General features: G+C 67.4%; 14 protein-coding genes. 8 read left to right on the forward strand and 6 right to left on the reverse strand.

Going from position 1 to position 13,215, the window contains the following annotated elements; translation table 11 throughout:
• Positions 1 to 1,187 (reverse strand): efflux transporter outer membrane subunit (locus AC1DKD_RS30885; RefSeq protein ID WP_477144104.1); only part of this gene is annotated, 1,187 nt, incomplete at its 3' end.
• Positions 1,188 to 1,327: 140 nt separating this feature from the next.
• Here AC1DKD_RS30885 and AC1DKD_RS30890 point away from each other — a divergent pair.
• From AC1DKD_RS30890 to AC1DKD_RS30920, 7 genes are all read left to right on the forward strand, one after another.
• A complete protein-coding gene (locus AC1DKD_RS30890) occupies positions 1,328 to 1,861 on the forward strand; it encodes a winged helix-turn-helix transcriptional regulator (protein WP_441626627.1) in 534 nt (177 codons plus the stop codon).
• 31 nt (positions 1,862 to 1,892) lie between these two features.
• Positions 1,893 to 3,002, forward strand: a complete 1,110-nt coding sequence (locus AC1DKD_RS30895; protein ID WP_441626625.1) for an HlyD family secretion protein — start codon at positions 1,893 to 1,895, stop codon at positions 3,000 to 3,002.
• A complete protein-coding gene (locus tag AC1DKD_RS30900) occupies positions 2,999 to 4,630 on the forward strand; it encodes a DHA2 family efflux MFS transporter permease subunit (RefSeq protein ID WP_441626623.1) in 1,632 nt (543 codons plus the stop codon). Before AC1DKD_RS30895 ends, AC1DKD_RS30900 begins: the two co-directional genes overlap by 4 nt.
• A 20-nt stretch (positions 4,631 to 4,650) precedes the next feature.
• Entirely contained in the window at positions 4,651 to 4,893 is a 243-nt protein-coding gene (locus tag AC1DKD_RS30905; RefSeq protein WP_441626621.1) for a hypothetical protein, read from the forward strand.
• Complete coding sequence (locus AC1DKD_RS30910) at positions 4,893 to 6,080, forward strand: thiolase family protein (RefSeq protein WP_477144105.1); 1,188 nt, start codon at positions 4,893 to 4,895, stop codon at positions 6,078 to 6,080. Before AC1DKD_RS30905 ends, AC1DKD_RS30910 begins: the two co-directional genes overlap by 1 nt.
• Positions 6,081 to 6,173: 93 nt before the next feature.
• Positions 6,174 to 6,722: a winged helix-turn-helix transcriptional regulator gene (locus AC1DKD_RS30915; RefSeq protein ID WP_441626617.1), complete on the forward strand. Its 549-nt coding sequence runs from the start codon at positions 6,174 to 6,176 to the stop codon at positions 6,720 to 6,722.
• A 42-nt stretch (positions 6,723 to 6,764) separates the two neighbouring features.
• Positions 6,765 to 7,703: a 2-dehydropantoate 2-reductase gene (locus tag AC1DKD_RS30920; protein ID WP_441626615.1), complete on the forward strand. Its 939-nt coding sequence runs from the start codon at positions 6,765 to 6,767 to the stop codon at positions 7,701 to 7,703.
• Here the strand turns inward: AC1DKD_RS30920 and AC1DKD_RS30925 are convergent.
• On the reverse strand, positions 7,700 to 8,665 hold the full coding sequence (locus AC1DKD_RS30925; RefSeq protein WP_441626613.1) for an AraC family transcriptional regulator: 966 nt from the start codon (positions 8,663 to 8,665) through the stop codon (positions 7,700 to 7,702). The genes AC1DKD_RS30920 and AC1DKD_RS30925 overlap by 4 nt on opposite strands.
• Before the next feature lie 140 nt (positions 8,666 to 8,805).
• Between AC1DKD_RS30925 and AC1DKD_RS30930 the strand changes: the two genes are divergently transcribed.
• On the forward strand, positions 8,806 to 9,342 hold the full coding sequence (locus AC1DKD_RS30930) for a carboxymuconolactone decarboxylase family protein (RefSeq protein WP_441626611.1): 537 nt from the start codon (positions 8,806 to 8,808) through the stop codon (positions 9,340 to 9,342).
• 104 nt (positions 9,343 to 9,446) lie between these two features.
• Here AC1DKD_RS30930 and AC1DKD_RS30935 read toward each other — a convergent pair whose 3' ends face one another.
• From AC1DKD_RS30935 to AC1DKD_RS30950, 4 genes are all read right to left on the reverse strand, one after another.
• On the reverse strand, positions 9,447 to 10,538 hold the full coding sequence (locus AC1DKD_RS30935; RefSeq protein ID WP_441626609.1) for a phosphotransferase family protein: 1,092 nt from the start codon (positions 10,536 to 10,538) through the stop codon (positions 9,447 to 9,449).
• Positions 10,539 to 10,606: 68 nt separating this feature from the next.
• Positions 10,607 to 11,392, reverse strand: coding sequence for an SDR family NAD(P)-dependent oxidoreductase (locus AC1DKD_RS30940; protein WP_441626607.1), 786 nt, complete (start codon positions 11,390 to 11,392; stop codon positions 10,607 to 10,609).
• Positions 11,393 to 11,479: 87 nt separating this feature from the next.
• Positions 11,480 to 12,949, reverse strand: a complete 1,470-nt coding sequence (locus tag AC1DKD_RS30945; protein ID WP_441626605.1) for an NAD(P)(+) transhydrogenase (Re/Si-specific) subunit beta — start codon at positions 12,947 to 12,949, stop codon at positions 11,480 to 11,482.
• Positions 12,946 to 13,215: NAD(P) transhydrogenase subunit alpha part 2 (locus tag AC1DKD_RS30950; RefSeq protein ID WP_477144106.1), on the reverse strand; the 270-nt coding region annotated here is incomplete at its 5' end. The genes AC1DKD_RS30945 and AC1DKD_RS30950, both read right to left, overlap by 4 nt.

Raw genomic sequence — 13,215 nt, forward strand, 5'->3', positions numbered from 1 at the left:
CCCTTGGCCTGCGCCACCTCGGCATCGACGCGGCCGAAATCGAACAGGCGCCAGCGCAAACCAGCCGCCGCCAGCGGCTGGAACGCTGCAGCGGAAAACAGCTTGCCGGCGCTCAGGCTCTCGAAGCCGAGCAGGGCCGACAACGACAGCTTGGGATAGTACTCGGCGGTGGCCGCCCCGATGCGGGCGCTGCTGGCCGCCAGCCTGCGTTCCGCGGCGATCACGTCCGGGCGGCGGCGCAGGAGGTCGGCGGGCCCCTGGGCCACGGAGATGGCAGGCACCGCCACGCCCTCCTGCAGCGGGCCAAGCTCCGCGGCGTAGGTGCCGGGCTGGGCGCCCATCAGCACATCGAGCCGGTTCAACTGGGTTTGCAGCTCGATGCGCAGCGGCGGGATGGTTACGCGCGCCTGAGCCACCAGCGCTTCCGCCTGCGCCACTTCGCGGCTGGACGACAGGCCGTCGCGCAAGCGCAGGCGCACCAGCTCCAACAGCCTGGCGTTGGTCGCAACCTGGTCCTGCGCAATGGCGATGCGCTGCTGCGCGCCGCGTACCCGGAAATAGGCATCGGCGGCTTCGGCCGCGACCGAGATGCGCACCCCGAACTGGTCGGCCTGCGCGGCCTGCGCTTCGGCGTCGGCCGCTTCCGCGCCACGCCGCAGGCCGCCGAACAAATCGATCTCCCAGCTTGCGCCGGCGCCCACATCGTAGAGCGCGAAATTCCGGTTATAGCCCGGGAACTGGCTGCCGATCTTGCCCAGCGGGCTTTCCAGCGATTGCCGTTCCTTGACTGCCTGCGCCGACAGGCTGCCCTGCGGCAGCAACTGCGCGCCTGCTTCGGCGGCAACGGCGCGCGCCTGCTGCACGCGGGCCAACGCGGCGGCCAAGTCCAGGTTCTGGTCCAGCGCGCGCTGGACGATGCGCGTCAGCGCGGGATCGTCGAAGCCCGTCCACCAGCTATCCAGCGCGGGGGCGGGCCGTTGCGCCTCGCGCGCGGCCAGCGTATCGGCATGCGGGTAGCTTGCCGCCGTGTCGGTGGCGGGCACCCGGTAATCCGGGCCTACCGCCGCGCAGGCAGCCAGGCCCACCGCTGCCAGCGTTGCCGCTGCGAGCGCCGTGGCCCGGGTCGCAAGCGTGCGGATGCGCGGATGCGCCGGGGCGGTTTCGGTGCGGGGCGGGGTACGACTCATTTCCATCTCCTTCGGTTATTCCGGAAGCGGCGTGTCCGCCGCCGCAAAGACTTTGTTTAACAAGTTACTTGCATGATGATATCCACAACTCTATACTAACTTTCATCTTGATAGCAACCTGATTTCCGGAGGTCGCGAACATGCAGAAAAAGCCGCTCGACAATGCGCCTTGTCCCATCGCCCGCAGCCTGGCGCGGGTGGGCGAGCCGTGGAGCATCCTGATCCTGCGGGAGGCGTTCTATGGCGCGAGCCGCTTCGACGACTTCCAGAAGCAACTGGGCATCGCGCCCAATATGCTGGCCCGCCGCCTGGAGACGCTGGTGCGCGAGGACCTGCTGGAGCGGCGCCAGTATTGCGAGCGGCCGCCGCGCTTCGAATACCTGCTGACCGCGCGGGGCCGCGAATTCCGGCCGGTGATGCTGGTGCTGCTGGCCTGGGGCAACCGCCACTTCTCGCCCGAGGGCGAGAGCGTGCAACTGGTGGACCGGCATACCGGCGCCACCGTCACGCCGGTCCTGGTGGATGCGGCGACCGGGCATCCCATCACCGAAGCGGATCACATGGTCGTGCCCGGACCGGCCGCCAGCGAGCGCTTGCGCGCCAAGCTTCACAAATCGGCAGCCGCGCGCGCGGCCGCCACCCCGAACGTCCCGCACGCAGCGGGCCACATCTGAAAGCGTCAATACGAAAGCAAGAGGAAGCGTCATGACAAGCGACATCGCCGCCGAGCGTGCTGGCTCGGAGCCCGTTCCCGTCTCTAAACCCCGGCTCAGCCCCAGGCGCCTGCTGATGACCGGCGCGCTCGTCGCCGCCGGCCTGGGCGCCGCGGCTTACGGCCAGCACTGGTGGTCGCACGGCCGTTTCCTGCAAAGCACCGACGATGCCTATGTGGGCGGGGAGGTGACGGTGATCGCGCCGAAGGTGCCGGGCTACCTGGCCGAAGTCACGGTGACCGACAACCAGCAGGTACGCGCAGGCGACTTGCTGGCCCGCATCGACGATCGCGACTACCGCGCCGCGCTGGCCAAGGCGGAAGGCGCGGTGGCCGCCCAGCAGGCGCTGCTGGCCAATCTCGACGCCACCCGGTCCCTGCAGGAGGCCGTGATCAGCCAGGCCCGGGCGGCGGTGACGGCGGTGGATGCCGACACCGCGCGAGCCCGCGATGACCAGGCGCGTTACCAGAGCCTGGCGGCCAAGTCGGCCGTATCGATCCAGAGCTCGCAAAAGGCAGACTCCGATTACAAGCAGTCGCTGGCCAACACGCAGAAGGCGCAGGCCAGCCTGCTCGCCGCGCAGCGCCAGGTCGACGTGATCGCCACGCAGAAGCTGCAGGCCCAGGCGGCGCTCGCGCAGGCCACCGCGGAGCGCGATATCGCCAAACTGAACCTTGGCTACACGGAGTTGCGAGCGCCCATCGACGGCACTGTCGGCAACCGCCGCGCCCGCGTGGGCGCCTACGCCGCCGGCGGCACGCAATTGCTTTCGATCGTGCCGGCGCGCGGCCTGTGGGTCGATGCCAACTTCAAGGAAGGGCAGCTTGCGCATCTGCGGCCGGGCATGCGCGCCACCGTGGAGGCCGATGTGCTGCCGGGGCGTGTTTTCCACGGCCGCGTGACCAGCCTGGCGCCGGCCACCGGCGCGCAGTTCAGCGTGCTGCCGCCGGAGAACGCCACCGGCAACTTCACCAAGATTGTCCAGCGCGTGCCGGTGCGCATCATGCTGGAGGAGAACGAGGCCACGCTGGCCATGCTCCGGCCCGGCCTGTCCGTGGTCGCCGAAGTCGATTCCCGCGCGGATGCGCAGGTGCAGCCATGAGCACCGGTGTCCTCGCCGCGCCCGGGCAGGGCGCGCAGCCGGCCGAGACCAAGCCTTCACCCCCGGCATTTTCCGCGGCCTCCATGACCACGGGCGCCAAGGTGTTCGCCTTTGCCACCATGTGCGTGGGCATGTTTATCGCCTTGCTGGATATCCAGATTGTCTCGGCCTCGCTGCGCGATATCGGCGGCGGGCTCTCGGCGGGCACCGATGAAACCGTGTGGGTGCAGACCAGCTACCTGATCGCCGAGATCATCGTCATCCCGTTGTCGGGCTGGCTGTCTCGGGTAATGTCCACGCGCTGGCTGTTTGCCGCGTCGGCGGCCGGGTTCACGCTGACCAGCCTGCTGTGCGGCATTGCCTGGAACATCCAGAGCATGATCGCCTTTCGCGCCATGCAGGGCTTCCTGGGCGGCTCGATGATCCCGCTGGTGTTCACCACCGCCTTTGCGTTCTTCGGCGGCAAGCAGCGCGTCATTGCCGCCGCCACCATCGGGGCCCTGGCTTCGCTGGCGCCTACGCTCGGACCCACCGTGGGGGGCTGGATCACCGACCACTACTCCTGGCACTGGCTGTTCTTCATCAACCTGGTTCCCGGTATCTTCGTCACCGTAGCCGTGCCCATGCTGGTGCGCGTGGACCGGCCCAACTGGTCCCTGATACGCGGCGCCGACTACCTCGGCATGACCTTGATGGCGCTGTTCCTCGGCTGCCTGCAATACACGCTGGAGGAAGGCCCGCGCTGGGACTGGTTCGGCGACGACGTGATTCGCGCCACGGCTTGGATCTCGGGCATCGCGGGCGTGGGCTTTGTCTGGCGCAGCCTGACCTATGCGCAGCCGGTGGTGGATTTGCGCGCGCTCAAGGACCGCAACTTCGCGCTGGGCTGCTTCTTTTCCTTCATGGCCGGCGTGGGCATTTTCGCCACCATCTATCTCACGCCGCTGTTCCTTGGCCGCGTGCGCGGCTTCAGCGCGTTGCAGATCGGGTTGGCGGTGTTTTCCACCGGCGTGTTCCAGGTCATGTCGATCCCCGTGTACGCTTTCTTCGCCAACCGTGTGGACCTGCGCTGGCTGATGATGTTCGGGCTGGGCTGCTTTGCGTTCTCGATGTGGCAGTTCGCGCCCATCACGCATGACTGGGGCGCGCAGGAATTGCTGCTGCCGCAGGCGTTTCGCGGCATGGCGCAGCAGTTCGCGGTGGCGCCGGCGGTCACGCTCACGCTCGGGGCGCTGTCGCCGGAGCGGCTCAAGCTGGCGTCCGGCCTGTTCAACCTGATGCGCAACCTGGGCGGCGCGATCGGCATCGCTGGTTGCGCGACGATCCTGAACGACCGCACCAACCTGCATTTCCAGCGCATCGCCGAGCACCTGAACTACCGCAACGAGGCGATGGGCGCGCTGCTGCAGGCCGTCGGCAGCAATATGGCCGCGTGGGGCAACGACATTGTCGACGCGCAGAGCGCGGCGCTCAGGCAACTGTGGGCGCTGGCGTGGCGCGAGGCGCAGACGCAGACCTTTGGCGATGCCTTCCTGGTCATCATGGTCTGCTTTGTGATCACCACCGCGATGGTGCCGCTGATGCGCAAGGTGGCGGCGCCGAAAGCGCCGTCGGCCGACGCGCATTGAGACCTTCAATCGGGAGATGCATGATGAAAGCCATTTTAGCCAACGCGCTGGCCAGCGCCTTAGCCAGCGCCGCACTGTTTGCCGGCATGGCGGCCCAGCCCGTCCATGCGGCTACGGAGCGCCCGCGCGACAGCGGCGTGGGATGCGCCCGTGCCGATAACCGCTACTGCAAGGCGCCGCGCGGTGTTCCCGCCGGCGAAGCCCAAGCGGAATGGTCCGCGACCGCGTGGCCATCCTCGTCCACCAAGCCAGGGAGTCTGTGATGAAAGCCAGGGAAGTCGTGTTATGCCACCCCGTTCGCACCGCCATAGGCGCCTATAACGGTTCGCTCAAGGCCACGCCGGCGACCGAACTGGGGGCGGCCGTCATCCGCGAGACGGTCCGCCGCTCCGGGCTGGACCCGGAACGGATCGGCAGCGTGGTGTTCGGCAATGTGATCCAGGCGGGCAACCGGATGAACCCGGCGCGGCAGGCCGCCATCGGCGCGGGCCTGCCGGTGTCGTTGCCCGCGATGACCGTCAACCGCGTGTGCGGGTCCGGCGCGCAGGCCATCGCCAGCGCCGCCGATGAAATCTGGCTTGGCCATGTCGATGCAGCGGTTGCCGGCGGCATGGAGAACATGGACCAGGCCCCCTACCTGATGCCCGCCGGCCGCTGGGGCAGCCGCATGGGCGACGCGGTGCTGCAGGACAGCATGCTGCGCGACGGGCTGGTGGATGCCTTCTCGGGCGAGCACTCGGGCTGGCATACCGAGGATCTGGTGACCCGCAACAAGATTGGCCGCGATGAACAGGACCGCTGGGCGGAGCGCTCGCAGAGCCGCTTTGCCCACGCGCAGGAACAAGGCCGTTTCGTGGAGCAGATCGTTGGCGTTCCGGTGAAGGCGAAGGGCGGGACGGCGATGTTCGGCGTGGACGAGGCAAACCGGCCGGACACCACATTCGAGATTCTCAGCAGGCTTCGCCCCGCGTTCCGCAAGGATGGCACCATCACCGCGGGCAATGCGCCGGGGCTCAATAGCGGCGCGGCTGCCATGCTCGTCGCCGAACGCGCCCTGGCCGAGAGCCAGGGCCTGGCACCGATGGCGCGGCTGGTGGCCTACGGCGTCGGCGCGGTCGAGCCGGGTCTGTTCGGCCTTGGCCCCGTGCCCGCCGTGCGTCAGGCGCTGCAGCGCGCGCAATGGACGCTGGGCGATATCGAGCGGATCGAGATCAATGAGGCCTTCGCGGCGGTGCCGCTGGCGGTCGCGGGCGAACTCGGGCTGCCGCTCGACATCATCAACGTGGACGGCGGCGCCATCGCGCATGGCCACCCGATCGGCGCGACCGGCGCGGTGCTGACCACGCGCCTGCTCTATTCGATGCGCATGGACGGCATACGCCGGGGCATCGTGACGCTGTGCATCGGGGGTGGGCAGGGCATCGCGCTGGCGCTCGAAATCCTGGATTAAGCAGCACTGGCAGGGCGGGTTTTCCGGCATCGGGACATTTCAATCCAGCTATCATGTTGAAAGTATCAAGATGCCGGATTGGAGCCCTCGACCATGCAAAGAAAGACCTTCAGGAACATGCAATGCCCCATCGCCCGTGGCCTGGAACGGGTTGGCGAGTGGTGGAGCATGCTGCTGATGCGCGAGGCGTTCTATGGCGCACGGCGTTTCGACGACTTCCAGAAGAACCTGGATATCGCGCCCAACATGCTCACGCGCCGCCTGACCGCGCTGGTGGAGGAGGGTTTGCTGGAGCGCCGCCAGTACTCCGAGAAGCCGCCGCGCTATGAGTATGTCCTGACCCAGTGCGGGCGCGACTTCCTGCCCGTGCTGCTGGCCATGCTGGCCTGGGGCAATAAGCACTTCGCGCCGGAAGGCCCCAGCGTGGAGTTGCTCGACAAGGAAACCGGCAAGGTCGTCGAACCGGTGCTGGTGGACGCCGGCACGGGGGAGCGCCTGAGTTTCGCGCGGCACGCGCTGGTGCCCGGTCCCGCCGCCGGAGACGGCATGCGCCGGCGGCTCGAATCCGCTGCCGGCTTCTTGTCGGGCGGCGAGGACGCGGCGGAGGCAGGCGACGAGCTTGCCGGGAGCGGCGCCTCATAGGCTTTTTTTTTATTTATCCCATCCATCGAAGCGGGGAACGTCATGAAGATTCTGGTCCTGGGCGCTGGCGCCATGGGCGGTTACTACGGCGGACGGCTGATGCAGGCGGGCGCCGATGTCACGTTCCTGGTGCGGCCACGGCGCGCCGAGGTGCTGGCCAGGGACGGCCTGGTCGTGCGCAGCGAGCTTGGCGATATCCATACTGCCGTAAAGACCGTGCTCTCCGGCGCGGTCAGGGCGGACTACGACCTCGTCCTGCTGGCCTGCAAGACCTACGACCTGGCCAGCGCGATGCAAGCGCTGGACCCGGCGCTGGACGGCACCCACGGCAAGGGCGCGGCGATCCTGCCGCTGGTCAATGGCCTGCGCGCGTATGAGACGCTGGATGCGCGCTACGGCCGGGAAAGGGTGCTCGGCGGTGTCTCTTACATCGCGACCACGCTGGACGCTTCCGGCGCGGTGGTGCACCAGGGGGCGGTCGACAGACTCGTCGTGGGCGCCCGTGCCGAACCGGCGCAAGCCCTGGCCGGCGCATTTCATGCACTCGCCGCGAGCACGCCTGGCATGCGCGAACTGTCGCCGGCGATCGACCAGGCGCTGTGGAACAAGTGGGTGATGATCTCGGCCGGTGCGCTGATGACGTGCCTGATGCGCGGCACCGTCGGCGAGATCGTCAGGACGGCCGACGGACGGGCGCTGATGCGCCAGGCCATGGACGAGTGCGCGGCGGTGGCGCGCTTGTCCGGGCATGCCTTGCCCGAGCCGGTGGCCGATGCGATGGCCGCGCGGCTGCTGGACGAGACCTCGACGTGGGCCGCCTCGATGATGCGCGACATCGCACAAGGCGCGCCCCGCCTGGAGGCGTTGGACATCGTCGGCGACATGGCGCAGCGCGCCGCGCGGCTGGGACATGACGCGCCGCTGGCGCGCATCGCCTATGCCCACCTGCAGGTCTACGAGGCCCAGCGCGCCGCCGCCTAGCCCCTGGTGTCCGCCGTCACGGCGGCGGCTGCGCGGCGTTCCCGCGCCTGGCGCCGGAACGCGCCTGGCCCCATGCCGAAATACGCCTTGAAGGCCCGCCCGAATGCCGCCTCGGAGGCATAGCCGCAATGCTCGCCGATGCTGGCCGCGGAATCGCGGTCTTGCGTCAGCAGGCGGGCGGCCATTTCCATGCGCAAGGTGGTGACCAGCTGCAGCGGCGTCTCGCCGCTGAGTTGCGTAAAGCGCCGGGCAAAGGTCGCCCGCGACATATTGCATGCCTCGGCCAGCGACGCCACCGACCACGGCTCGGCGGGTGCGCGCAGCACGGCATCGATCGCCCTGGACATGCGCGCATCGGCCATCAGCGCCAGCAGGCTGTGCGTGACCCCGCCCTGGGCGATCAGGGCGCGCAGCAGCAAGGTCAGCAAGGCGGTGGAAAGCTGCGCGATGACCGCCATGCCGCCGGGCTCGGGCGCCTGGGCCTCGTTGCGCATCATGTCGATCAAGGCATCCAGCCAGGCGCAATCGGCGCGTTCGGCGGTGGCGATGCGCAGCACGGGGGGCAGGTTGCGCAACAGCATGGTGCCCGGCAAGCCCAGCACAAAAGTGCCGCACAACATATCCAGCGGACGCTCGTCGCCCGGCACTGTCACTTCCGTCAGCAAGCCGTTGAAGCGCGTCCGGTGGGCCGGCATGTCCGCGCCGGCGGGCGCTGCGCCGTCCGGCAGGCTGCGCAGCGTGTGCGCGGTGCCATGGGGAAACAGCAGCACATCACCCGCGCCAAGCGAGATCGCGTCCTGCTCCACCAGCGCGCGCGCCTGCCCGCCCAGGATGATGTGATAGGGAAGGTGCCCGGGCGGCGCCGCCGCGTTGTCCACGCGCCAGTTGCCGGCGAAGTGGCAGTGCAGGTCCACGGTGCCGGCGGGAGCCAGCATGCGCACCAGTTCGGTCAAGGCGTCCATGACGGGATGTTGAGACGATGGAGCAAGAGATTGCGACTATTGTATGCTGTAAATGACAAGATGGACGCCTAGACTTCAGTCCATGGAAGCAGCGCAACAAACACGGCGCGATCCATCGACCAAACTAACCGGAGTCCATCATGTCCCGTCTTCACACCATCAACGCCACTGAAGCCACCGGCCAGACCGCCCAGTTGTTCGCTGCGATCAAGGGCGCCGTCGGCAAGGTGCCCAACGCCTACCTGGTTATCGGCAGCAATGCCCCCGAGGTGCTTGCCAACGTGCTGCAAACCGGGGCGTTGCTGAAGAACGCCACCCTCAGCGCCCGCGAGCTGGAGGCCATCAATCTCTCTGTCAGCGAAGCCTCGGCTTGTGATTACTGTGTCGCCGCGCACACCATGACCGGCAAGATGGCGGGCTACAGCGCGGAGCAGACACGCGAACTGCGCGCCGGCAGCTACCCGGAAGACAGCAAGATCGACGCCCTGGTCCGCTTTGCGCTGGCCCTGGTGAAGACCGCCGGCACGTTGCCCGCCAGCGCTGTCGCCAATGTGCGCGAAGCCGGCTATACCGACCGCCAGATCATCGAGGCCATCCAGGCGGTCAGTGCGATCCTGTTCACCAATATGGTCAATCGCGTCAACGATACCGTGGTGGATTTCCCGAAGGTGGCGTGAGGGGGAGGCCAGCCGGGGCTGGCCGGGCGAAGCGCCCGGCTACCCGCTGGCCTGCAAGCGGGCTGGCACCATCAGGCCGCTTCATGCGCCGGGAAAACGACACTTCAGGCGCACTTGCCGCCGACTGACCGCGTTGCCCCGTAGCGGGTCGCATATTCCCAGCCCAGTTCTGCAAGCGGCCTTGCCTTGCGGCCGGTTTCCAGCGCATCCGCGGCCGCCGCATTGCCACCTTCCGCGCGCCGCGCAATGCCGTTCATGATGGCGGCCAGCCTGAAGAAGTTATAGGCGAGGTAGAAATCCCAATGTTCCATCTCCTGCATGCCGTTGGCATCGCCATACCACCGAATGTAGGTGGCCTCGTCCGGAATGCCCAGGTCGTGCAGGTCCAGCCCGCCAATGCCGCGCCAGAGCGATGCCGGGATATGCCAACCCATGCACTGATAGGCAAGGTCGGCCACCGGGTGGCCCAGCGTCGATAATTCCCAATCCAGGACACCGAGTACGCGCGGCTCGGTTGGATGAAAGAGCAGGTTGTCCATGCGGAAGTCGCCGTGGACAAGGCTGGTCTGGTGTTCCGGCGGAAGATGGCGTGGAAGCCAGTCGGCCAGGGCCTCCAGCGCGGTATTGCCGTCCGTGCCGGTGTCCTGGCACTGGCGTGCCCAGCGGCTCACTTGCCGTGCGATGTAGTTTCCGCTTTTGCCATAGTCGGCGAGACCTGCCTTTTGATAGTCCACCCGATGCAATGCCGCTATCACCCGGTTCATTTCCCGGTAGATCGCCGTGCGTTCCTCACGCGACAGGCCGGGCAGCGACTGGTCGAACATGACCCTGCCTTGCAGGAACTCCATGACGTAGAAGGGGCTGCCCAGGATCGACGTATCCTCGCTGTAGAGGAACAGTTGCGGGACGGGCACTTCGCTGTCCCGCAGTGCATGCATTACGCGATATTCGCGGTCAATGGCATGGGCGGACGACAACAGCTTGCCGGGCGGTTTGGTGCGCAGTACATATTGCCGCCCTTCGCACCAGATCCGATAGGTGGGATTGGACTGGCCGCCGGCCAGCCGTTGCGCCATGAGCGAGGGCCGCTCGATCAGGCCCTGGCCGTGCAGCAAGGCCGCCAGCCTGGTGCAATCCAGATCCGGCGGGTGTTTATCCGCCGGGGCGGTCTCGCGTTGCGCGCTGGCATGCGTCATCGTGTCTGTCTCCCTGTGCCCCGATCCACTACGGGGTCTCTTCGATTGGTTGTGTCGTTCGCTTCGGGCTAAAGCGTGCTGACCATGTGCCCGCCATCCACCGGCAATACGGCGCCGGTGATGTAATCCGAAGCGTTCGATGCCAGCAGGAGCAGCGCGCCGTCGAGTTGCTCCGGCTGTCCAAGCCGGCGTTGCGGGATCCGTTTGACCAGTGCCTGGCCGCTGTCGGTCTCGAAGAAGCTCCGGTTGATGTCGGTTTCGAAATACCCCGGTGCCAGCGCATTGACGCGGATACCATACCGCGCCCATTCCAGCGCGAGCGACCGTGTCAGGTGAATCAGTCCAGCCTTGGCCGCGGCATAGGCGGGCACTTGCTGGGCAACGCGCATACCAAGGATCGAGGCGATGTTGACGATGCTGCCGCCCTTGCCGCCATCGCGCATCATCTGCGCCGCATGCTGTGCCACCCGCCACGCGCCGCTCAGGTTGGTGTCGATCACGCTTTGCCATTCGTCCTCCGCCACCTCGATGGCGGGACGCGTGACAGCAATGCCTGCGCTGTTGACCACGATGTCGACCGTGCCCAACGCGCTGGCCGCGGCCGCGAAGGCCGACGCCACCGAGGCCGGGTCCCTGACGTCGAGCGAAACCACGCAGCCTTCAGCGCCTTCCTCGCGGAGCGCGGCAAGCAGTGCCTCGCCTTCGCCGACGCGCCGTCCGGCCAGTGCAACCCGGCATCCGGCACGCGCCAGGGTCAGGGCGAAGTGCCGGCCCAGGCCGCCGAATGCGCCGGTCACCAGCGCGACCTTGCCCTCCAGGTCGGCAAACAGGTTAGGGGCGGGATGCGCTTTCATGCAAAATCTCCTTTGATTGCCAGAATGGATGCCGGTGTTGCCCGGCCACCCGTCGCCTGCGGGCAAAGGCGGCCAGCCTATGCTGCCTCAGGCTGCCTTGCCCATGTCTTCGACCACCTTCTTGGCGTCGCCGAACACCATCATGGTCTTGTCCATGTAGAACAGTTCGTTATCCAGGCCCGCGTAGCCAGCCGCCATCGAGCGCTTGTTCACGATGATGGTCTTGGCCTTGTAGGCTTCCAGGATCGGCATGCCGGCAATCGGCGAGCCGGGATCGGTCTTGGCGGCCGGGTTCACCACGTCGTTGGCGCCCAGCACCAGCACCACGTCGGCCTGGCCGAACTCGCTGTTGATGTCTTCCATCTCGAAGACCTGGTCGTAAGGGACCTCGGCCTCGGCCAGCAGTACGTTCATATGGCCCGGCATGCGGCCCGCCACCGGGTGGATGGCGTACTTCACCGTCACCCCCTTCTCGACCAGCTTTTCGGTGAGTTCCTTGAGCGCGTGCTGCGCGCGCGCCACCGCCAGGCCGTAGCCAGGGACGATGATCACGGTCTCGGCATTGCTCATCAGGAAGGCCGCGTCGTCGGCCGAGCCGGCCTTGACATTGCGCTGTTCCGCACCGCCTGCCGTGGCGGCCGCCGCGGTGTTGCCAAAGCCGCCGAGCAGCACGTTGAAGAACGAGCGGTTCATCGCGCGGCACATGATGTACGAGAGGATGGCGCCGGAGGAGCCAACCAGCGAGCCGGCGATGATCAGCATCGGGTTGTTGAGCGAGAAGCCAATGCCGGCGGCCGCCCAGCCCGAGTATGAGTTCAGCATCGACACCACCACGGGCATGTCGGCGCCCCCGATCGGGATGATGATCAGCACGCCCAGCACGAAGGCGATCGCCAGCATCAGCAGGAAGGGCATCCAGGCCTGCGACAGGAAGAAGGCCACGCCGAAGCCGATCATCGCCACCGCCAGCAGCAGGTTGAGCATGTGTTGGCCGGCGAAGGACACCGGCGCGCCCTGGAACAGCCGGAACTTGTAGCGCCCGGCCAGCTTGCCGAAGGCGATCACCGAACCCGAGAAGGTAATGGCGCCGACGAAGCAGCCGATGAACAGCTCGATGCGGTTGCCCAGCGGGATGTCATGCGAGCCCGCGGGCGCAATGCCGAAGGCGGCTGGCTCAGCCACCGCGGCCACCGCGATGAAGACGGCGGCCAGGCCGATCAGCGAATGCATGGCGGCCACCAGTTCGGGCATCTTGGTCATCTCGACCTTCTTCGCCACGTAGGCACCGATGCCGCCGCCGACCACCAGCGCGCCGAAGATCAATGCCAGGCCTTCGGCGACCGACGACTGGGCGGCGCTTGCCGCCATGAAGTCGTTCCTCAGTTTGGCGATCAACACCAGCGTGGTTACCGCCGCGATGGCCATGCCGGTCATGCCGAAGGCGTTGCCGCGCCGTGCGGAACTGGGATGCGAGAGGCCCTTGAGCGCCTGGATGAAACACACCGAGGCCAGCAGGTAGAGCAGGGTGACGAGGTTCATGCTCACGAGATTGCTCATGCCGCGGCCTCCTTGCCATGGGCGCCCGCGGGCTTGGCCTTGGGTTCCTTCTTCTTGAACATCTCCAGCATGCGCTGCGTCACCAGAAAGCCGCCGAACACGTTGACCGCGGCGAGCGCCACCGCCAGCGCGCCCATGGTGCGGCCCACGGGCCCCTCGGTCAGGCCGGCCGCCAGCATGGCGCCGACGATGATGATGGCCGAGATTGCGTTGGTCACCGCCATCAGCGGGGTGTGCAGGGCCGGTGTGACCGTCCAGACCACGTG

Source organism: Cupriavidus sp. 05T313 (assembly GCF_056396665.1).